The sequence below is a fragment of the Pseudomonas sp. RIT411 genome (assembly GCF_003057735.2).
In the GTDB taxonomy this organism is placed as follows: Bacteria; Pseudomonadota; Gammaproteobacteria; order Pseudomonadales; family Pseudomonadaceae; genus Chryseomonas; species Chryseomonas oryzihabitans.
This window is the reverse complement of sequence record NZ_QBIZ02000030.1, coordinates 21,527-41,804: the sequence shown is the minus strand read 5'-3', so window position 1 is coordinate 41,804 and position 20,278 is coordinate 21,527. Positions and strand designations below refer to the sequence as shown.

Sequence of the window (20,278 nt, the reverse complement as noted above, 5' to 3'; positions counted from 1 at the left end):
CGCGGCCATGGGCCGCTCCTACAAAAGTCCAGGCTTGTAGGAGCGGCCGCCTCGGCGGACCGTCATGGCCGCGAGCAGACCTTCAGGCTTACGCCTGCCCAGGCGGCTGCTTGTCCACGGTCAGGGGTGCGTCGCTGGCCAGGTATTCCTTGGCTTCCTCTTCGCTGGCCACCGAGGGCGGCGAGCCGCGCAGGGGTTTGCCGGCGGTTTCGCGCACGGTGAGCATGGTCAGGATGCCGATCACGGCCGCCGCCATCAGGTAGTAGGCCGGCACCAGGGGGTCGCCGGTCTTTTCCACCAGCCAGGCAGTGACCAGCGGGGTGGTGCCCCCGAACAGCGACACCGAGATGTTGAAGGCGATGGACAGGGCACTGTAGCGGATCGGGGTGTAGAACAGCGCCGGCAGGGTGGACGGCATGGTGCTGGTAAAGCAGGCCAGGGCCACGCCCAAAAGCATCAGGCCGAGGAAGATCAGCCAGTCGTGGCCGCTGCCGATCAGTTTGAGGCAGGGAATCGCCAGGACCAGGATCGCCAGACAGGCGCCGATGATCATCGGCTTGCGGCCCAGGCGGTCGCTGAAGAAGCCGCCGAGAATGTTGAGCGGCATCATCACCACCATGACGATGAGGATCAGCAGCAGCCCCTTGGTCTCGGCGTAGCCCATGGTCACGGCCAGGTAGCTGGGCATGTAGGTCAGCAGCATGTAGTCGGTGACGTTGAACACCAGCACCAGGCCGATGCACTTGAGCAGGGCGACGCGATGCAGGGTGAACAGCTCGCGCAGGCTGTGCGCCGGACCGTCCGCCGCCTTGCCTTCGTTGGCTTCGGTGTGGGCCTTGAACGCCGGGGTCTCTTCCAGCTTGAGGCGCATATAGAGGCCGAGCAGGCCGAGCGGGCCGGCGATGAAGAAGGGAACCCGCCAACCCCAGTCGAGCAGCTGTTCCTGGGTCAGGGCCGCGGTGAGCGCCGTGACCGTTCCCGCGCCGGCGATATAGCCGGCCAGGGTGCCGAATTCCAGCCAGCTGCCCATGCGTCCGCGGGTCTTGTCGGTGGCGTATTCGGCGATGAAGGTCGCTGCGCCGCCGTATTCTCCCCCGGTGGAGAAGCCCTGCACCACGCGCGCCAGCAACAGCAGGGCCGGTGCCCAGATGCCGATGCTCTCGTAGCTGGGAATCAGGCCGATGCTGAAGGTGCCCAGGGCCATCATGATCATGGTCAGGGCCAGCACCTTCTGGCGACCGTACTTGTCGCCCAGGGGGCCAAAGACCATGCCGCCGATCGGGCGGACCAGGAAGGCCACGGTAAAGGTGGCGAAGGTGGCGATCAGCTGGGCGGCGGCATCGCCATCGGGAAAGAAGACCTTGCCCAGGGTCACGGCCAGGTAGCCGTAGACGCCGAAGTCGAACCATTCCATGGCGTTGCCGAGGGCGGCGGCGCCGACGGCGCGCTTGACCAGAGAATTATCGACGATGGTGAGGTCGTCCGGTTTTACCTCATGGCGGCGCTTGAACCAGCCAACGTGATGATGGTGTTTCGACATGTGTTTTCCTCCTTGCGTGGGGCCATAGACCCGAGCGGACCGCTAGAAGTGCGATTACAGAGGGGCAGAAACTTCCCCGCCGCCTCCAGGGAGCGACCCGGGAATGCCTGCACGGCCCTGGGAGATTTCAGGCCCGGGCGTCCGCTCCGACCTTGCGGCCTCCGGCTTTCCCGGCTCGTCCTCGGCAGTCTGTGGCGGCCAGTCGATGGCAGAGGGGCGCGCGGCTAACGGCCAGGCTGGGGAAGGGTCCAAGCCTTGGGGTACTCTGGATCATCCCCTCGTGGAGCCGTGCGATGAAATCGCCTGCCGTGCTGTGTGCGCTCGTCCTTTTCGGCGTTTCCCTGTGGAACGCCGCGCCCGCCTGGGCCGACAACAACTATCGCCTCGGCGGCGGCTACGTGACCCCGCCAGCCGGGGCCCAGCCGCCGATCGCCCCCGCCGGCAACGCCGGGCGCTGGCAGGGCGGTGGCCAGGGTGACTGGAATGGGGGGCCGCCCGGGCGTGGCGACGGTCCTGGGCGCGGCAATGGTCCGGCGCTGGAGCGCTGGGAGCGCAACGACCCCCCGCCACCGCGGCCGGGCTATCAGCCGGCCTGGCAGGATCGCCCCGTTCCCTTGCCGCGCCCGGGATATATGATGCCGGCGCCCGACCAACCGGGACGGAACTACCCGCCGCCGCCGCCACCGCGTCCGGAGCGGGATCCCCAGTGGGCCGGTCCGCGTCCGGGCTGGGGCACCAATCCCCAGTGGCGTCCGGGCTTCGAGGTGCCGGGCGTGCCGGCCGGCTTCACCCGCGTCTGGTACCGCGACAGCCAGTACTACTATGCCGATGGCTACTGGTATCGACCCCAGGGGCCGCGCTATGTGGTGACCCTGCCACCGACCGGGGTACGGGTCAGCGTCCTGCCGGCCTTCGCCGAGACCCTGTGGATGGGCGGCACCACCTACTACTTCGCCGCGGGCAGCTATTACCGCACCGATCCGGGCGGCGGCTTCGTCACCGTCGCCGATCCCACCGTGGCGGCCGTGCCGGCCACGACGGCAGCGCCTGCCGGAACGGACTACGATGCCTATGACGTCACCGCCTATCCTATGCAGGGGCAGTCGCCGCAGCGCTACGCCACGGATCGCTACGACTGCCGGCGCTACGCCGCCGGGGAGTCGGGCTTCGATCCCGAACGACCCGGCGCGGTCGGCGATCCCTACCTCACCCCGCGCTTTCGCCAGGCGCTGGCGGCTTGCCTGGCGGGGCGTGGCTATCGCGTGGAGTAGCGATCAGTCATTGGTCAGCTGCACCAGGGTGAACAGCCCGAAGGGCGGCACGCTGCTGCGACTGGCGCGGCGCAGGTCTTCGCGGGAGAGGATGGAGTCCATGGCGAAGTCCGGGTGCCAACCGAGCTTGCGCGAGGCCGGTGCCAAGGCCTTTTCCGCCAGCAGCCGCAGGCCGCTCTCGGCCTGGAAGTGATTGACCAGCAAGAGGTGACCTCCCGGCTTCACCACCCGGCGCATCTCCTGCATCAGCTTGCGCGGATTGGGCACCACGGAGGCCACGAACATGGCCACGGCGATATCGAAGGAGCCGGTGGGCAGGCCGGTTTCCTCGGCATTGGCTTCGAGCAGGGCGTCCACCGTGGTGATGTCGTCGCGAATGACTCGCTCCCGGGCCTTGGCCAGCATGTCGGGCGAGAGATCGATCCCGGTGACACGCTTGTCGGCGCCATAGTGGGGCAGGGCCAGCCCCGTCCCGACGCCCACTTCCAGCACCCGGGTACCCGCCAGGGCGTTGACCGCTGCCACCGCGCGCTTGCGACCGGGGGCGGAAACGCCGCCGAACACCCGATCATAGACATTGGCCCAGCGCCGGTAGGCGGAAATGATGGCGGCATTGTCCAGCGCGGAGTGCGGTGCGGAAGTGTCGGCGGTATTCAGCGAATAATCGATTTTCTTCGAGTCGTGCATAGCGGCCTTGTCATTGTCGGTAGATGAAAGCAGAGGCGTTACGGCGCCAACTCGGCGCGGCGTCCGAGGGTGAAGAGTTGCGGCCCGTCGATGGAAGCAGGCGCTTCGCTATTTCGTCGTGCGGATTGGAAGTGGCTCTTTCGCTTTTGTATCCAGGGGCTGCAAGCCAGGCGTGACGGCTGCTCCAGATAGGATCTTTACTGTTTTAGAACAATCGCACGGTGTTTGGCTAGTTGTGTCAGGCGTTATCTGGCTTGAATGAGAATTTGGTAGTTCTAATTATTTTTGATTGTTCGTTCTTTCAATTTAAATATCAGTTTATTGTTTGTTCGTTCAATCAAATCAGTTGTGGGCTGAAAGTGAGGCCGTTTTTACGCTTCTGTGGCGTAGTAGTAAGACCTTGGTGATGGGATAGGGTCAGGCAAGGACGAGAGAAGCAAATCGCAGAGGATATTGCAGGCGTGGAAGAATCAAGCGTGTGGGGCAAAGAGGGCGGATGCCGTTCGTACGGATTGTCCGTGCTGCATCCCCACACCGACTCATCCATGTCCTTGAGTCTCAGCAGGTCTCAAGATCGGGCTTGTCGGCGTGCAGGTTTCTCTCCAGCAAGAATCCTTGCGATTCGAACGCCATTACCTATCGTTAGGCTATGGGCACGAAAGGCTAGGTCCTTATTCCTACGGCTTTTTGTGTTGGCTTGGCTGCCGGTCGCCGAGCTTTGCGCAAGCTGAGAATCTGGTGTGTGGTAGTGGTCCAATCGAGCGTGAGGCCCAGCATGCTGCTAGGCAAAGCGTTTGCCTAAAGCGCAGCAACGTGGCCTGGCAGTTTGAGTATGGGTGTCAGGCATAACACCCGCACGTCAGACCTGGCGTACCTTCTTCAATCAGATTCCCGATCTCTGAGGTAGCGATGCGAGCACGAGGCTTTACCCTGATCGAACTGATGGTCGTCGTGGCGATTGTTGGCATCCTGGCAGCCATTGCCTATCCGACTTATCAGACCTCTGTGCTGCGCTCCAACCGCAGCGAGGGGCAGGCACTGCTCAACGAGGCGGCGGCACGGATGGAGCGCTTCTATGCGCAGAACAATTCCTATCCGGCGAAGGTAAAAGACCTAAACATTGTCAATACAAAGACCAACCCCGGCAGTGACAGAGTGTTCTCCAGCAGCGGGTACTACGAACTGACGATTTTAACCAGCGCTGCTGGTAGTGCTGGCTATAGCAGTGATGGTCCCTATGTGCTGACCGCACTGCCCAAGGGCAGTCAGGAAAAAGATTCCTGTGGCAATCTGATACTTAACGCTCAAGGCGTCAAAAAGGTATCGAGGGGTGATCCCACTGACTGCTGGCGCTAATCCTCCCGTCCCTGTACCAGGCCGGCATCCCTGTCCTGTTCCACGCGATAGCCGCCGAAGCCCAGGGTGACCCGCTGGGTGGCGTCGGCCTTGCCGGCGTCGCGGGCTTCGTGTTCGACCACCAGGCGGTTGAGGCGGTTGAGCAGGTGCATGGATTCGTCGTAGGCGGTGCGATAGAGGCTGAGCGTGGAATCCTCGGTCAGGTTGTGGCCGTAGACCACGTGAAAGGTGAAGTCCGGCGCGGCGCGGTCCTGCAGGTAGAGGCGCTCGAAGCCGGCCAGCAGGTCGCCGGTGAAATGGGCCAGCAGCCGCCCTGCGCCTTCCTGGCTCTCGGTGCCGCGCAGCAGCGAGCGGGGGGTGAGCACCACCCGGTCTTCCTCGTCGAGGCGGGCGTAACCCTTGCGCAGCCATTCATCCAGCACGGTGCGGGCGCGCACGTCGCTGCCGACGCTGGCGACCAGGGCGTCGAAACTCTGTTCGCCGCCACGGCGCTGAGTGCGGGGGAGGGGGCGCAGATTGCCCTCGGCATCGAGCAGATCCAATCGTGAGGTCCAGGCGCTGAGCACCTGCCATTCCAGGCTTGGCGTGCAGGGCGTACGTTCCGGGCTGGCCTCGCGCAGGGCGCGGACCTCGCGGCGCGGCAGGCCGGTCAGCACCGAGATACGGCTGTCGGAATTGGGCTTGTCGCGCAGCGGTTCGAAATCCTGGGCGACCTCGAAGTAGGTCTGGCGCAGCAGGCGATCGAAGGTCTGGTAGGTCACGCCGGAGGCGATGGCGATACGCACCAGCCGACCGATCAGGCTACGCAGAAGCAAGGGTACCTTGGTGGAAAGCATGGGGGACTCGACACGGCAGACGCCTGCCCATCTTCGCGGCGCCTTGGGCCCCAGTCAAACCGGCCGGTCACAAAGTGTCGCGGACGCCGCTCAGGCTGTCGTCCGCGGGTCAGGGCATGGCTAGCCAGGAGTGCCCGATTCGGTCTCGCCGGCCACGTCCGGATCGTCCGGAAACTCTTCCGGCTCCATGTCCGCATAGGGCAGCTCTTCGGGCGGCGGGGTGTTGCTGGGATTGTCGTAGGTCTTCTGGTCGGCGTCGCTCATGGTGGCTCTCCGGGGTGGGTGTGGAGATATCGAACCCCTCTGGGCGGGGCCGTTCCCGAGCGGCTGTCGACAGTGACCTCGTGTCGGCCGGGTGGCCAGCGCTCGAACGTCGTTAGCGCGATAGCGGTCTATCGGTTGACCGTCTCATCCGAATGACGGCGCCCGAGGAGTCCCGTGATGACCACGACTACCGCTGTCCACCCGCTGCCGTTCCAGCCCGCCTTCGAACAGGTGCCGGATGATGAAGCCGAAACCGTTCGCGAGATGGTCGCGGCCATGAGAGACATTACCGAGACCACCTACGCCAACGGCGGCCATGCCATCCGCAGCGTGCACGCCAAGAGCCATGGCCTGCTCACGGGTCGAGTGATGGTGCTGGGCGGCTTGCCGCCGGCTTATGCCCAGGGTGCCTTCGCCGTGCCGGGCAGCTATGCAGCGGTGCTGAGATTCTCGACCAATCCGGGCGACATCCTGGCCGACAGCGTTTCCACCCCGCGGGGTCTGGCGCTCAAGCTGATCGACGTGCCGGGCGAGCGCCTGCCCGGTAGCGAAGGCCAGGTGACCCAGGATTTCGTCATGCAGAACGCCCCGGCCTTTACCGCGCCGGATCCCAAGACCTTTCTCAAGACGCTCAAGCTGCTGGCCAAGACCACCGACCGCGGCGAGGGCCTGAAGAAGGTGGCGTCAGCGGTGCTGCGCGGCACCGAGAAGGTGGTGGAAGCCTTTGGCGGCGAAAGTCCGACGCTGAAGAGCCTGGGTGGCCACCCGGAGACCCATCCGCTCGGCGAAACCTTCTACACCATGGTGCCCTTTCTCTACGGCCCCTATTTCGCCAAGCTCAGCGTGGTCCCGGTGGCGCCCGAGCTGACCGCTCTGACCGACGCGCCGGTCGAGGTCAACGGCAAGCCCGACGGCCTGCGCGAGGCGGTCAATGCCCATTTCGCCCGGCACGGCGGCGTCTGGGAGATCCGCGTGCAGCTGGGCGTCGATATCGAGCAGACACCTATCGAGGACGCCTCGGTGGTCTGGCCGGAAGACCTCAGTCCCTATGTGACCGTGGCGCGCCTGGAGGTGCAGCCGCAGCCGGCCTGGAACGAGGCGCGCTCGCGCGAAGTGGACGATGGCATGGTGTTCAGCCCCTGGCATGGTCTGGCTGCGCACCGCCCGCTGGGCGGCATCATGAGATCGCGGCAACCGGCCTACGAGATGTCGTCGCAGTTTCGCAGCGAGCGCAACGGCTGCCCGTTGCACCATCCGCGCGGACCGGTGGAGCTGTAGCGCGGGCTCAGTTGAGCGTGGCGAGCTCGGCGTCGTCGAGTTCGCGGGCGCGTATCGCCGCCGGGCGGGACACCAGCCCGGCGACATAGCGCTCGAAGTGGGGGCGCTTCTCGATGGTGCCGAAGGCCATGCCCCAGGCGAGATGGGCACCGACATAGACGTCGGCAGCGGTGAAGCGGTCGTCCACCAGGTATTCACCGGGGGCCAGGGCGGCGTCGAGGGTGTCGAGCACCTCGGCGAGACTGCCATAGCCCACCGCGCCGCGCTTTTGCGGATCCTCGGGCAGCACGACGCCCAGCGCCTGGTTGGTGGTGGCCGCCTCCAGCGGACCGGCAGCGAAGAACAGCCAGCGGTAGTAGGTACCGCGCGCCGGATCGCTCAGCGGTGGGGCGAGCCCCGCAGCGGGAAAGGCGTCGGCGAGATAGGCGCAGATGGCGGCGGTCTCGGTCACCACGGCTGCGCCATGGCGCAGCGCCGGCACCTTGCCCATGGGGTTGATGGCGCGATAGGCCGGGGATTTCATCGCCGGCCCGTAGTCGACCCGTTGCACCTCGTAGGGTTGTCCGAGCTCCTCCAGCAGCCAGCGCACGATGCGTCCGCGCGACATGGGGTGGGTATAGAGCACAGGCCGGTCGAACATGGTGAAGCTTCCTTGAGTTGTCGTACCCCTTAGCATAGGTAGGCCCTCATCCAGCGTCCATTCGCAGGAGAGCCGGTACCCTTCTGCTAAACTGGTAAACCTTTACCAGCCGTTTCACAGGACTCCCGTGCCCTCATCCTTCGATTCCCTGCCGCTGGCCGAGGCCATGCAGGCCAATCTGGCCGAACTCGGCTACCTGAGCATGACGCCCATCCAGGCGGCCAGCCTGCCCATCATCCTCAAGGGCCAGGACCTCATCGCCCAGGCCAAGACCGGTTCGGGCAAGACGGCGGCCTTTGGCATCGGCTTGCTGACGGGACTCAATCCGCGCTATTTCGGCTGTCAGGCGCTGGTGCTCTGTCCGACCCGCGAACTGGCGGACCAGGTGGCCCGCGAACTGCGTCGCCTGGCGCGCACCACGCCCAACATGAAGATCCTGACCCTCTGTGGCGGCATGCCGCTGGGGCCGCAGATCGCTTCCCTGGAGCATGGCGCCCAGGTGATCGTCGGCACCCCGGGGCGGGTGCAGGAGCACCTGCGCAAGGGCACTCTGGTGCTGGACGGCCTCAACGTCGCGGTGCTCGACGAAGCCGATCGCATGCTCGACATGGGCTTCATCGACGCCATCGCCGACATCCTCAGCCAGACGCCGGCACGGCGGCAGACGCTGCTGTTCTCGGCGACCTATCCGGAAGGCATCGAGCGCCTGGCCCAGGACTATCTGCGGGCGCCGCTGCGCATCAGCGTCGAGAGTCAGCACAGCGAGACCCAGATCCGCCAGCGCTTCTACGAGATCGCCGCCCAGGATCGCCTGGCCGCCGTGGTGCGCCTGCTCCGGCACCATCGCCCGGCCAGTGCCGTGGCCTTCTGCCAGACCCGCCAGCAGTGCCAGGAGGTGGTCGAGGCGCTGCATGCCCAGCGCATCTCCGCGGCCGCCCTGCATGGCGACCTGGAGCAGCGCGAGCGCGACCAGGTGCTGGCGATGTTCGCCAACCGCAGTCTCTGCGTGCTGGTGGCCACCGACGTGGCGGCCCGCGGCATCGACGTCGCCGGCCTGGAGGCCGTGATCAACGTGGAGCTGTCCCGCGATCCGGCGGTGCACGTGCACCGCATCGGTCGCAGCGGTCGGGCGGGTGAGCAGGGCCTGGCGCTGTCGTTGGTGGCGCCGGCCGAGGCCAGCCGCGCCCAGGCCATCGAGGTGCAGCAGGGCTCGCCGCTGGACTGGCAGCCCCTCGGCGCCCTGCGCGACACCCCGGAGCCGCTGGTACCGGCCATGCACACCCTGGCCCTGGCGGCCGGCAAGAAGGACAAGCTGCGCCCCGGAGACATCCTCGGCGCCCTGACCGGCGACGCCGGCCTGCCCGGCGCCAAGATCGGCAAGATCACCCTGTTCGACAACCAGGCCTATGTCGCCGTGGAAAGAGACATCGCCCGCCAGGCGCTGCAGCGGCTGAGCGAGGGCAAGATCAAGGGGCGGTCGATCAAGGTGCGGATGCTGTAGGGCGGATTTGGCTACGGCCATTGTGGCGCTGACGACCCGCGCCTGACGGTATTGGCTTTATCGCGGCCATGGGCCGCTCCTACAGGTAGCAAACCGATCTGTAGGAGCAGTCGCTACGGCGCACCGGCACGGCCGCGATCAGCGATAGGCCTGTCTCAGGTGTGTGGTAGCGCCGTAGCGTGGAAAACGGCGCAGCCTTTTCCACCGGGACTTCGTCGCGAGGCGCGCCCTCACCCCAACCCTCTCCCAGGGGGAGAGGGGGCTATCCAAGCAGCGCCGTAGCGTGGAAAACGGCGCAGCCTTTTCCACTGGGACTGCGTCGCGAGGCGCGCCCTCACCCCAACCCTCTCCCAGGGGGAGAGGGGGCTATCCAAGCAGCGCCGTAGCGTGGAAAACGGCGCAGCCTTTTCCACTGGGCTTCGTCTCGAGGGGCGCCCTCACCCCAGCCCTCTCCCAGGGGGAGAGGGGGCTATCCAAGCAGCGCCGTAGCGTGGAAAACGGCGCAGCCTTTTCCACTGGGGCTTCGTCGCGAGGGGCGCCCTCACCCCGACCCTCTCCCATGGGGAGAGGGGGTTGTCCAAGCAGCGCCGTAGCGTGGAAAACGGCGCAGCCTTTTCCACTGGGGCTTCGTCGCGAGGGGCGCCCTCACCCCAGCCCTCTCCCAGGGGGAGAGGGGGTCGCTTGAGTGCCTTGACGTACCTCGGGCTGTTGGGCTTCGACGATGGAGCCGTCCCGACCCCACCTGCCTCAGCCCTCGATCCCCATCCGCCGTCTGGCGCGATGCGAGGAGCCGTTGCGCACGGCCCAGCGCAGCACCGGGGCGGTGGAGCCTATTCCCGTGCGAATCAGCTGCCGTTGCAGCGCACTCTGGTGGAAACCCAGCTCCGCGCTAGCCCAGTCGGGCAGCAGGTCGATGCCGGCCTGCATCATCAGGGCGCCGAAGGGCTTGGCCAGGGCACTGGGCGCGGGCGCCTGCAGCAATACCCGGCAGACCTCGCGGCTGCGTTCGTCGCACACCAGCTGCGGGCGGATCGCCTGGTAGTAGGCGGCTATCTCCGCCCGGGAGCGGGGCACGTCGGTCGCGCCCAGGCGTTCGGCGACCAGGGCGATTTCGGCGTAGTAGCGATCCTGTTCGGTGCCCGGCAGCCGGGGATCGAAATAGCGCAGATAGGCCGCCAGGAAGTGACTGACCTCGGCCACATGGACCCAGGTCAGCAGCGCCGGGTCTTCGGCGCTGTAGGGGCGGCCGTCGGCGGCCTGGCCCCGGATATGCCGGTGGATGGCCTTGACCCGGGCGATCAGTCGCTCGGCATCGCCGCGGCTGCCAAAGGTGGTGGCGGCGATGAACTGACCGGTGCGCCGCAGGCGGCCGAGCATGTCTTCGCGAAATTTCGAATGGTCCCAGACCCCGGCCAGGGCCAGCGGGTGCAGGGTCTGCATGAGCAGGGCGGCGATGCCACCGATCAGCATGCAGGTGAAGTCGCTGTGCACCCGCCAGGGCACGCTGCCAGGCCCGAACAACCCGGGATCGCCCGGTGGTTGCTCGTAGTCGACCTCGCCCAGGGCCAGTCCGGTAAGGCTCATCACCTGTTGCTCGATACGGCTGCGGATCCGCTCCATGGACTAGCGCGGCAGCAGGTAGAGCGCCGCGTACTGCAGCAGCATGATGGTCTTGCCATCCAGCAGCCGGCCGTCGCGCGCCATGGCCAGGGCCTCGTCGAAGGGCAGTTCCAGCAGCTCGATGTCCTCGCCTTCCTCGTGCAGTCCACCGCCGTCGGCGATGCGCTGGTCGGCGCGGTATTCACCGGCGAAGAAGTGCAGCAGCTCGGTCACCGAACCGGGACTCATGAAGGCGTCGAACAGGTGCTGGACATTGTCCAGGCGGTAGCCGGTCTCTTCCTCGACCTCGGCCTTGATGCGCGCTTCGGGGGCGGCCGCGTCGAGCAGGCCAGCGGGGGTCTCCACCAGCAGGCCGTCGTCCAGGCCGTTGCCCAGGGTCGGCAGGCGGAACTGGCGGATCAGCAGCACGGTGCGCCGCTCGCGGTCGTACAGCAGGATGGTGGCGCCGTTGCCGCGGTCGTAGGTCTCGCGGGTCTGGCGTTGCCAGCTGCCGTCGCGGCGCAGGTAGTCGAAGGTGGTCTTCTTCAGCAGGCCCCAGTCCTGGGAAAGGGTCTCGACCTGCTGGATGCGAATGCGGGAGGTGTCGGGCATGGGGGCTCGTCTGGACAGGAGGCGTCGGGCCACGGTAGCAGAAGCGCTGCCTTTCTGAGGCATGCCCCGTGACCCCGGGTTCCACCCTGTCGTGAGGACGGCAGACCGCCGACGTCTAGAACCAGCGGTCGTTCTTCTTGCGACCCCGCGTCATGGACGGCAGGATCAGGCCGGCCAGCAGGCCGGCGCCGGCGATGCTGCCGCCGTAGACCATGTACTGCATCAGCGCCTGCTTGTTCTCGTTGCCGAGCTTGGCCTGGGTGCTGCGCAGTTCGGACTGGGCCTGGGTGAGCTGGGCGTCGAGGTCCTTGCGGCGGCTCTCCAGTTCGTCGATCTGCTTCTTGCGCGAATCCAGGGTCTCCTGCATGCCCTGGACGCGATTCTTCCAGCTGTCGTCGATGGTCTTGAGCTGGCCGCTCAATTCGGCCACCTGCTGTTCCAGCTGCGGCAGGCGCTCGGCCTGGCCGGGCTTGGCCTGCAGATCGGCATTGGGAATCCAGACGGTGCTGCCGCCTTCACCGCGCACCTGGCTGTAGTCGCCCTGGGTGCTGATCAGCTCGACCTTCTGCCCGGACTTGAGGGTGCCGACGATGCGATAGCCATCGGTGGGACCACTGCGGACATAGGTGGTCAGGCTGTCGCTGACCCAGCGGGCAGTGCCTTCCTGGGCCACGGCGGTGCCGGCCAGGGAAGCGAGGGAGGCAGCCAGGCAGAGGCCGAGATGCGGTAGGCGGGACAGCAGGCGAGTTGGGGACATGGGCATGATCGGGTCTGTATGCATGAGCTGAAAAGATGAAGGCCGTGATGAACAAGCCGGATTATTGTGGGGCAGTACCCTAGCAAGCCGCCGCGATCTATCCGCCAACCCGTAGCGCCCTCTGTTCGAGACGGTGAAGCAGTTCAAGCTTTGGCGGCGGAAAGCGACGGTCAGTGTCATCTTGCCGCCATGCGGTAGGCGGTAAAAGCGGCAAAGCCGTTCAGGATCTTGCAGCGGCGGTTCAGAGCCGATGGAGCAGATCCAGACTCAGGGCCGCGAGTGCGCCCAGGCCGGCGCAGCCAAAGGCCAGGGCCTTGCCCCACCAGCGTCTCCAGGCGATCGCGCCAGCCACCATGCCCACCCCGCAGAGCAACAGGCCGGACTTGAGATAGAAGTCGGACCAGGCGAGCAGCTGATCGATAAAGTCGAAGAGGTCTTGGAATTCCTGCGGCATGGGGCCTCCTGGCGCGCTGGCGCTATTGAGTCGCCGGGGCCGCGGTCGTTCCCTGGCAGTCCGCCGCCAGCAACCGTTCCGCCGAACCCTGGTCGCCCGGCTGGCTGCCCGCGCGACCGGCCAGCAGCAGGAACTGGCGGCTGGCGTCCTGGCTCGGCAAGGCCACCACCGCCAGTGACAGCCGTGGATCCGGCAGCGGATAGGGCGGCCGGTTGGCCAGGGCCTGGAAGAAATCCACGGCCAGCAACTGGGTTTCGCTCAGCCGCCGCGCCTGATAAAGACTGCCCGCCAGCGCCTTTGGCAGCGCGCGCCAGTGTTCGTCCAGAGCGGGCGCCAGCGGCAGGAGCTGCGCGCGTACTTCCGGCCGCAGACAGGCCAGATGCACATGCAGCTGATCCTGGCTGCGCCCGCTGGGGGCATTGAGGGCCAGGGCGATCCGCTCGTCCGCCACCGGCGCCTGGCCCCAGGCGCTCAGGTACCAGCGCTGGCGCCAGGCCAGAGCGAACCAATTGGGTTGGCCGGGCTGCCACAGCGCCGGACTTTCCAGCCCGCGCAGGGGCCGCAGCGGGACCAGAATGAAATGCTGTCGCTCACCCGGCGCGCGCAGCACGGCGAAGCCGGGATCCGCCACCACCTGGCGACAGGGCGCCGCCAGACCGGTGAGCCGGGCATTGGGCAGGCAGAGCCCGGTCGTGACCTGGCGCAGCAGGTCGCGGCTGGCACAGCCCGTCAGCGCCATGCCCAGCATCAGCAGCGACAGCAGACGCCGCCACGACGAGCGGCCGCCGGTCGGCAGCGAACAACTGCGCGCGCGGCGCTTCCAATGGCTATCAGGGCAACGCACTGGGAGATCAGTCATGGCCAATGGTTGGGCCGGAGACGGCGCGGTTCAGGAACAGATCGACAGCACGGTGGACGATGCGGTGCAGCGCGCCCGCAGCCGTCTGCATCGGGGCGCGAGCCTCACCCATTGCGAGGAATGCGGCGACGCCATCCCCGAAGCACGCCGCCAGGTGGTACCGGGCGTGCGCCTGTGCATCCGCTGCCAATCCGAGCAGGACGCCGAAGACCAGCGCGCCGGCGGCTACAACCGGCGGGCGAGCAAGGACAGTCAGTTGCGCTAGGGCCGAGCGCGTGAACGCCGGGCCGATTTCCAGCCACTGGCGCAGCCCCAGCTCGACGTCGCCCGGCATCAGGGCGCTGCCGGGATCTGCAGGCCGCGTTGCACCGCCGGGCGGGCGAGGAAGGCGTCGAGGGCGCGACGCACCTCGGGGAAGTCCTGGAAGCCGACCAGGTCGGCCACCTGGTAGACCTCCAGCAGGGCGCGGATCCAGGGGAAGGTGGCGATGTCGACGAGGCTGTAGTCCTCGCCCAGGATCCAGGCGCGGCCCTTGAGCTGGCCATCCAGCACGCCGAGCAGGCGCCGGGCTTCGGCTACATAACGCTCGCGGGGACGGGGGTCCTCGATGTCCTTGCCGGCGAATTTGGTGAAGAAGCCGAGCTGGCCGAACATGGGGCCGATGCCGCCCATCTGGAACATCAGCCACTGGATGGCCTGGTAGCGCCGCGCCGAATCCTCCGGCAGCAGGCGCCCGGTCTTTTCCGCGAGATAGAGCAGGATGGCGCCGGATTCGAACAGCCCCAGGGGTTCGCCGCCAGGGCCGTCGGGGTCGAGGAGGGCGGGGATCTTGTTATTGGGGCTCAGGGAGAGGAATTCCGCGGTGTGCTGGTCGTTCTGGCCGAAGTCGATGCGATGCACCTCGTAGGGCAGGCCGAGTTCTTCCAGCAGGATGGCGACCTTGACGCCGTTGGGCGTGGGCAGCGAATAGAGTTGCAGGCGCTCGGGATGCCGAGCCGGCCAGCGGTGGGTGATGGGAAAGCGCGACAGATCGGCCATGGTGGACTCCTGGCAAGGGGGCGGTTCTGGTGAGACCGGCCGGCGCGGCCCGGGTTGCCGGGCCTCGAGCGAAGCGGAACTTAGCGCGATGCCCACCTCTCCATCTGAGGAGTGCCTTCAGCCCCGCACCGAGGATTTCCCATGCTTCCCCACAGCCAGCAGGGCAGCGGTTCGCCCACCTTCGTGCTCATGCACTTTCTCGGTGGCTCGCACCGCACCTGGTTTCCCACCGCCCCCTACCTGGATGGCGAACACCGCTGCGTGGCGCTCAATACGCCGGGCTTCGGCGACGCCGCCGAAGTCGAGGGCTACAGCGTGGCCGAGATGGCCGATCAGGTGGATGCCAGCATCCGCGCCCTGGGTCTTACGCGTTGCATCCTGGTCGGCCATTCGATGACCGGCAAGGTGGCCGTGGTGCTGGCGGCGCGGCGACCGGACTATCTGGTCGGGCTGATCCTGGTGGCGCCTTCGCCGCCCGGACCGCAGCCCATGAGCGAGGCGGATCGCGATGCCCAGCGCGCCTATGGCAAGAGCCGGGCGGAAGCCGAGGCCTTCGTCGACGAATCCAGCGCCCACCGCCTGCCCGATGCCATCCGCGAGGTGGTGATCGCCGATGCCCAGCGGCTGAATCTGCAGGCCTGGCGCGCCTGGGTCGATCACGGCAGTCGCGAGGACTGGAGCGAGCGGATCGACACCCTGGACTATCCGGTGCTGCTGGTCTGCGGCGCCGACGACCAGCAGGTGCCGGGGCCGGACGAGCAGCGCCGCACCACCCTGGCGGCCTTTCCCAACAGCCGCCTGGAGGTCATTCCCGGCGCCGGCCACCTGATGCCGCTGCAGACGCCCCAGGCCCTGGCGCGACTGATGCTCGACTTCGCCCGGGAGCTCTGACCGGTGGATTCGCTGACCCAGGCCGTGCTCGGCGCCACCGTCCAGACCGCACTCCTGGGTCGCTGGCAGGGGCGGCGCGCCATCCTCTATGGCGCCGCCCTGGCCACCCTGCCGGATCTCGATGTGGTCATCGACTACGGCGATGCGGTCAAGGAAATGACCTATCACCGCGGCTTTAGCCATTCGCTGTTCGTGCTGACCGGACTGGCGCTGTTGCTGACGGGGATCTGCGGTCGCTGGCGCGATCCCGGTTACAGCCAGGGACGCCTGTTCCTGACGCTCTGGCTGGTGCTGGTCACCCATCCCTTGCTGGATGCCTTCACCACCTATGGGACCCAGTTGTTCTGGCCGCTGCCGACGACCCCGGTGTCCTGGTCCAGCGTCTTCATCATCGATCCGCTCTATACCCTGCCGCTGCTGGCGGCGGTGCTGGCCGGGCTGCTGATCGGCCCGCGCGGACGCTCGCCGCGGCTGGCCGTGGCGGCGCTGGCGTTGTCCACCGTCTATCTGGGCTGGACCCTGGTGGCCAAGTACGCCGCCGAGCGCCAGGTGCGCCAGGTACTGGCGGCCCAGGGGCAGGCGGATGCCCGCCTGTTCAGCGCGCCGCTGCCGTTCACCAGCCTGCTCTGGCGGGTCATGGTGGATGACGGACCCGAGCGCTACCGGGAGACCTGGGTGGGACTGTTCGACGATCGCCCACCCACCTTGATCCCGCTGCCACGGGGTGGCGAACTGGCGCCGATCCTCGCCGATTCGCCGGCCGAGCAGCGGCTGCGCTGGTTCACCGATGACTGGCTGCGTTACGACCGCCTGGGCAACGACCTGGTGGTGACCGATCTGCGCCTGGGCGCCACCGGCTACCACAGTTTTCGTTTCGTCCTGGCTCAGCGGGAGGCGAGCGGTTGGCGACTGGTCGCCGAGCCGTCGTTGTGGCCGCGCGAGCGAGGGGGCCGCGAACAGCTGGCGGTGGTCTGGCGCAGACTCTGGCATCCGGAGCTGCCATCGCCAGTGGCGGACTGGGCCGCGCGACTGTCGCGCCTGCCGGACTGACGCCAGGCCTCCAGCAGCAGTCGCCACCAGGGGCGCCGGGCCTCGCGCAGGGCGGTATGGCGGTCCAGGCCGACATCGGCCAGTTCCCGGTCGGTAAGCTCGGGCAGGACGCGGCGGGTAGTCAGCTGGCGCTGGAACAGCAGCCAGCAACCGCTGGCGCGCGTCTGGTCGTGAAGGCTGGGGTCTCTGGGCATGGCGTCTCTCCTGGGCTGTCTCCATGCTCCGCCGTCAGCCGCTTCAGGGGCAGATCCAACGCGATGGGTTGTCCGCCATACAGCTGCCTTACAGCGCTCAGCTGTATGGTGCGCGGCGTGGCCATCTGTATGGCGCGCGATGCCTGTCTGCGCCGCTATAGTCCGGGCATGAATCGCTATCAGCTGTTGGCCGATGCCCTCGGCCGCCGTATCGAACAGGGCCTCTATCGACCGGGCGAACGCCTGCCGTCGGTGCGCGCCCTGGCCCAGGAGCACGGGGTCAGTCTGGCCACGGTGCAGCAGGCCTATCGGCTGCTGGAAGACCGCGGCCTGGTGGAGCCCCGGCCCAAGTCCGGCTATTTCGTCCGCCTGGAGCGACGCGCCATCGAATTGCCGCGGGTGACCCGGCCGGCGCGCTGGCCGGTGGAGGTGTCCGGCTGGGAACCGGTGCGGGAGCTGATGACCTCCACCCCGGATTCGGTGCGGGTGCAACTCGGCCGCGGCCTGCCGGATACCGAGGCGCCGACCCTGGCCCCCTTGCTCGCCGGCATGGCGCGGCTGGCGCGGCGGCCGGGCAATGCCGGGCTGTCCTACGACAGCATCCAGGGCGTGGCGGCGCTGCGCGAACAGGTGGCGCGGCTGCAACTGGACGCCGGCTGCGTGCTCACCGCCGATGACATCGTCATCACCAGCGGCGCCCACGAGGCGCTGGCCATCGCCCTGCGCGCCACCTGCCAGGAGGGCGACATCGTCGCGGTGGATTCGCCGACCTTTCACGGGGTGATGCAGACCCTCAAGGGCCAGGGGCTCAAGGCGCTGGAGATCCCTACCGATCCGCGCACTGGCATCAGCCTGCCGGCGCTGGAGCTGGCCCTGGAGCAGTGGCCGGTGCGGGCCATCCAGCTCACCCCCAGCTGCAACAACCCCCTGGGCTACTGCATGCCCGAGGCGAACAAGCGCCAGCTGGTGGCCCTGGCGCGCAAGCATGACCTGGCGGTGATCGAGGACGATGTCTACGGCGACCTGCTCTACAGCTATCCCCGGGGCCGGGCGCTCAAGGCCTTCGACGAAGACGACCGGGTGGTGCTCTGCAGTTCCTTTTCCAAGACCCTGGCGCCGGGTCTGAGGGTCGGCTGGGTGGCGCCCGGGCGCTATGCCGAGCGCATCCTGCACCTCAAGTACATAGGCACCGGTTGCACCGCGCCCCAGCCGCAACTGGCCATCGCCGAATTCATCGCCGCCGGTCACTACACCGTGCACGTCCGGCGCATGCGCGCCCAGTACCAGCGCAATCGCGACCTGATGAGCGCCTGGGTGCAGCGCTACTTTCCCGCCGGTACCCGGGTCAGCCAGCCCCAAGGCAGCTTCCTGCTATGGGTCGAGTTGCCCGAGGCCTGCGACAGCCATCGACTCAATCGCGAGTTGCTCGCCCAGAGCGTGCAGATCGCCTGCGGCAGCATCTTTTCCGCCTCGGGCAAGTACCGTAACTGTCTGCGCCTGAACTATGCCCAGGCCCAGCGTCCAGGGATCGAGGAGGGCGTACGGCGCGTGGGCGAAGCCGCCTGCCGACTGCTCGACGAGGCGCTGCCGCGGTCGCTGGCGACGCTGGCTTAGCCGAGTTCGGCGATCTCGCTGCAATTGCGCCCGCGATGCTTGGCCCGGTAGAGGGCTGCATCGGCTTGCGCCAGCAAGCGAACCGGGACGCCTTCCGCCAGGCGCGGCGTCACCGCCACGCCGAAGCTGGCGGTGACCGGCAGCGCCTCGGTCGGGCCAACGGCAAAGGGCGTCGCGGCGATGCCCTGGCGCAGGCGCTCGGCCAGTGCCAGGGCATCCGCCGGCTGGGCCACGTCGGCGAGCACGGCGAATTCCTCGCCACCGATCCGGGCGATGCGATCGCCAGGGCGCAAGAGCTCGCGGCAGCGCTGCGCCAGCTGCTGCAGCAGCAGATCGCCGGCGGCATGGCCGTAGGTGTCGTTGATGCGCTTGAAGTGATCGATATCGAAGGCGATTGCCGCCAACTGCCCGGGCGTGCTGGTTACCCCCTGCGCCAGCTCGCGTTCGAAGGCGCGGCGATTGGCCAGACCGGTGAGGTAGTCGGTTTCCGCGCGGATGCCCAGTTCGGCGATCAGGGCGTCGCGCTCCTGGCGCAGCCGGTCGGCCTGCAGCAGTTCGTCCTCCAGCTGGGCGAAGGCGGCGAACAGGGTGCGCGGATCGTCTTCGGCCACCGTCCCCAGCGGTCGGGCGCGCCGGCTGAGGCTGAGCAGCCGCTGGGTATTGGCCAGCAGCGGCGTCAGCAGGCGCAGCTTGAGCAACAGCAGGCCGGTACCCAGCGCCAGCAGGATGCCCACCGCCGCGGCGATGGTCAGCAGCAGCCGCAGCTGGGCCTCGCGGGCCAGGACGTCGGCTTCCTCGCGGGCCAGGCTCAGGGCTTCGTCGCGCAACTCCAGGATGCTGACCATGGTCGGGACATAGCCCTGGGCGAAGCTGGCCGCACTGGGCGCCGTGCCGGTCGCCAGGGCGGCGAGGGTCTGGTGGTACCAGTCCAGGCCTTCGCCCAGGTAGCGCTCCTGCACCTGCACGAAACGATCGCGTTCGGGGCGACCGGGGGCCAGATTGAGATTGCTGCGCAGGAGGTCCATCAGCTGGTTGATGCGGCCCTGGGTCTGCAGCAACTGGACCTGTTCCGCGCCGCTGGGTAGGCGCTGCGCCTGCAGCGCGGGGGTCAGCAGCGAGCCCAGGCGTCCGGCGGTGTCGCGCAGGCGCGCGGCCAGCTTGGCATTGACCAGGTAGATGGCCACGGCCGGGCTGCGCTGGATGAGGTCGTGCAGGGTGAGGTCGGCGGTGATGAAGTTGCTGTCGAGGGCGCGGAACATGCCCTGGACCAGGGTGGCGATGTCCTGGGGCGCGGGATCGTCGGGCGTGGCCCAGAGGCGCTGGTCGACCCGGGCACGCGCCTGCAGCAGCGCCTGATAGCCGTTTGCCGCCTGCTCGGCGGTCACGCTGCATTGCTGGCAACCCTGCAGCAGGTCCCGAAGGCGAGCGAAGCGCTGATCGCTCAGGGCTCGGGCACGCGCCAGCTCACGGCTATCGCCGCCGCGACCGCCGAGCAGGGCATTGGTCGGGCCACGCTCGGCAGAGACGGCTTCCACCAACCGCAGCGCCTCTGCGTAGACCGGCAACTGATCCCGGGTCAGGCGCATGCCTGTCGAATTCTCATGGGCCTGCCGCACGAGCAGGGCCATGCCGCAGGCAGTGGCGAGCGAGGTCACCACCAGCAAGGCATTGATCAGTCGATTGAGGTGAACGGTCAGCAGAAAACGGCCAGACATCAGGCGACACCGAAGCGAGCATGCCCAGGAGGCGAGCCGATTCCGGACAGCGGGGGAGTCAGGCTCTCAAGGTGCGCCGATCTTAAAAGGTCTAGCTTTCAAAACGTATACAGGCGGGGGCG

20 protein-coding genes are annotated in these 20,278 nt (G+C 67.5%); 8 read left to right on the top strand and 12 right to left on the bottom strand.

Annotated elements, in window-relative coordinates; translation table 11 throughout:
* Window positions 1-88: 88 nt before the first annotated feature.
* Window positions 89-1,540: a glycine betaine/L-proline transporter ProP gene (proP, locus tag DBY63_RS24115; protein ID WP_027599979.1), complete on the bottom strand. Its 1,452-nt coding sequence runs from the start codon at window positions 1,538-1,540 to the stop codon at window positions 89-91.
* A 293-nt stretch (window positions 1,541-1,833) separates the two neighbouring features.
* Here proP and DBY63_RS24110 point away from each other — a divergent pair, with 293 nt between their 5' ends.
* Window positions 1,834-2,811, top strand: coding sequence for a DUF6515 family protein (locus tag DBY63_RS24110; protein WP_108583004.1), 978 nt, complete (start codon window positions 1,834-1,836; stop codon window positions 2,809-2,811).
* A gap of 3 nt (window positions 2,812-2,814) precedes the next feature.
* On the opposite strand, the gene DBY63_RS24105 is transcribed toward DBY63_RS24110, so the two are convergent.
* Window positions 2,815-3,498, bottom strand: a complete 684-nt coding sequence (locus tag DBY63_RS24105; protein ID WP_007161037.1) for a class I SAM-dependent methyltransferase — start codon at window positions 3,496-3,498, stop codon at window positions 2,815-2,817.
* Between the two features lie 909 nt (window positions 3,499-4,407).
* Between DBY63_RS24105 and DBY63_RS24100 the strand changes: the two genes are divergently transcribed.
* Window positions 4,408-4,854, top strand: coding sequence for a type IV pilin protein (locus DBY63_RS24100; protein ID WP_052504157.1), 447 nt, complete (start codon window positions 4,408-4,410; stop codon window positions 4,852-4,854).
* On the opposite strand, the gene DBY63_RS24095 is transcribed toward DBY63_RS24100, so the two are convergent.
* Both DBY63_RS24095 and DBY63_RS25065 read right to left on the bottom strand, forming a co-directional pair.
* Complete coding sequence (locus DBY63_RS24095) at window positions 4,851-5,690, bottom strand: DUF6502 family protein (RefSeq protein WP_007161030.1); 840 nt, start codon at window positions 5,688-5,690, stop codon at window positions 4,851-4,853. The genes DBY63_RS24100 and DBY63_RS24095 overlap by 4 nt on opposite strands.
* 120 nt (window positions 5,691-5,810) lie before the next feature.
* Window positions 5,811-5,954: a hypothetical protein gene (locus DBY63_RS25065; protein WP_017642700.1), complete on the bottom strand. Its 144-nt coding sequence runs from the start codon at window positions 5,952-5,954 to the stop codon at window positions 5,811-5,813.
* Window positions 5,955-6,131: 177 nt separating this feature from the next.
* Here DBY63_RS25065 and DBY63_RS24090 point away from each other — a divergent pair, with 177 nt between their 5' ends.
* Window positions 6,132-7,232 (top strand): catalase family protein, encoded by a 1,101-nt coding sequence (locus tag DBY63_RS24090; protein ID WP_108583003.1) that lies wholly within the window; start codon window positions 6,132-6,134, stop codon window positions 7,230-7,232.
* A 7-nt stretch (window positions 7,233-7,239) separates the two neighbouring features.
* Here the strand turns inward: DBY63_RS24090 and DBY63_RS24085 are convergent, their stop codons facing one another.
* Entirely contained in the window at window positions 7,240-7,872 is a 633-nt protein-coding gene (locus tag DBY63_RS24085; RefSeq protein WP_108583002.1) for a glutathione S-transferase family protein, read from the bottom strand.
* A 127-nt stretch (window positions 7,873-7,999) separates the two neighbouring features.
* Between DBY63_RS24085 and dbpA the strand changes: the two genes are divergently transcribed.
* On the top strand, window positions 8,000-9,373 hold the full coding sequence (gene dbpA, locus DBY63_RS24080) for an ATP-dependent RNA helicase DbpA (RefSeq protein ID WP_007161026.1): 1,374 nt from the start codon (window positions 8,000-8,002) through the stop codon (window positions 9,371-9,373).
* A 747-nt stretch (window positions 9,374-10,120) separates the two neighbouring features.
* On the opposite strand, the gene DBY63_RS24075 is transcribed toward dbpA, so the two are convergent.
* From DBY63_RS24075 to DBY63_RS24055, 5 genes are all read right to left on the bottom strand, one after another.
* Entirely contained in the window at window positions 10,121-10,993 is an 873-nt protein-coding gene (locus DBY63_RS24075) for an oxygenase MpaB family protein (RefSeq protein ID WP_074584811.1), read from the bottom strand.
* Between the two features lie 3 nt (window positions 10,994-10,996).
* Window positions 10,997-11,584, bottom strand: coding sequence for an NUDIX domain-containing protein (locus DBY63_RS24070; RefSeq protein ID WP_007161024.1), 588 nt, complete (start codon window positions 11,582-11,584; stop codon window positions 10,997-10,999).
* Window positions 11,585-11,699: 115 nt separating this feature from the next.
* A complete protein-coding gene (locus tag DBY63_RS24065) occupies window positions 11,700-12,347 on the bottom strand; it encodes a TIGR04211 family SH3 domain-containing protein (RefSeq protein ID WP_027599991.1) in 648 nt (215 codons plus the stop codon).
* A gap of 235 nt (window positions 12,348-12,582) precedes the next feature.
* Window positions 12,583-12,795: a hypothetical protein gene (locus tag DBY63_RS24060; protein WP_077171466.1), complete on the bottom strand. Its 213-nt coding sequence runs from the start codon at window positions 12,793-12,795 to the stop codon at window positions 12,583-12,585.
* A 22-nt stretch (window positions 12,796-12,817) separates the two neighbouring features.
* Window positions 12,818-13,654, bottom strand: coding sequence for a CDP-diacylglycerol diphosphatase (locus DBY63_RS24055; RefSeq protein WP_256594524.1), 837 nt, complete (start codon window positions 13,652-13,654; stop codon window positions 12,818-12,820).
* Here DBY63_RS24055 and DBY63_RS24050 point away from each other — a divergent pair.
* Window positions 13,653-13,919, top strand: coding sequence for a DksA/TraR family C4-type zinc finger protein (locus DBY63_RS24050; RefSeq protein WP_027599993.1), 267 nt, complete (start codon window positions 13,653-13,655; stop codon window positions 13,917-13,919). The genes DBY63_RS24055 and DBY63_RS24050 overlap by 2 nt on opposite strands.
* A gap of 68 nt (window positions 13,920-13,987) precedes the next feature.
* Here the strand turns inward: DBY63_RS24050 and DBY63_RS24045 are convergent, their stop codons facing one another.
* Window positions 13,988-14,692: a glutathione S-transferase N-terminal domain-containing protein gene (locus DBY63_RS24045; RefSeq protein ID WP_108583000.1), complete on the bottom strand. Its 705-nt coding sequence runs from the start codon at window positions 14,690-14,692 to the stop codon at window positions 13,988-13,990.
* Between the two features lie 141 nt (window positions 14,693-14,833).
* On the opposite strand from DBY63_RS24045, the gene DBY63_RS24040 reads away from it, so the two are divergent.
* The 3 genes from DBY63_RS24040 to DBY63_RS24025 all read left to right on the top strand — a co-directional run bounded on the left by DBY63_RS24040 (window position 14,834) and on the right by DBY63_RS24025 (window position 18,441).
* Window positions 14,834-15,583: an alpha/beta hydrolase gene (locus DBY63_RS24040; protein ID WP_042137551.1), complete on the top strand. Its 750-nt coding sequence runs from the start codon at window positions 14,834-14,836 to the stop codon at window positions 15,581-15,583.
* A 3-nt stretch (window positions 15,584-15,586) separates the two neighbouring features.
* The gene (locus DBY63_RS24035; protein WP_108582999.1) at window positions 15,587-16,633 is read left to right on the top strand and encodes a metal-dependent hydrolase; all 1,047 of its coding nucleotides are present in this window, start codon (window positions 15,587-15,589) and stop codon (window positions 16,631-16,633) included.
* A gap of 362 nt (window positions 16,634-16,995) precedes the next feature.
* Window positions 16,996-18,441: a PLP-dependent aminotransferase family protein gene (locus DBY63_RS24025; protein ID WP_177411495.1), complete on the top strand. Its 1,446-nt coding sequence runs from the start codon at window positions 16,996-16,998 to the stop codon at window positions 18,439-18,441.
* Here the strand turns inward: DBY63_RS24025 and DBY63_RS24020 are convergent.
* On the bottom strand, window positions 18,438-20,156 hold the full coding sequence (locus DBY63_RS24020; RefSeq protein WP_108582997.1) for a GGDEF domain-containing protein: 1,719 nt from the start codon (window positions 20,154-20,156) through the stop codon (window positions 18,438-18,440). The genes DBY63_RS24025 and DBY63_RS24020 overlap by 4 nt on opposite strands.
* Window positions 20,157-20,278: the final 122 nt, after the last annotated feature.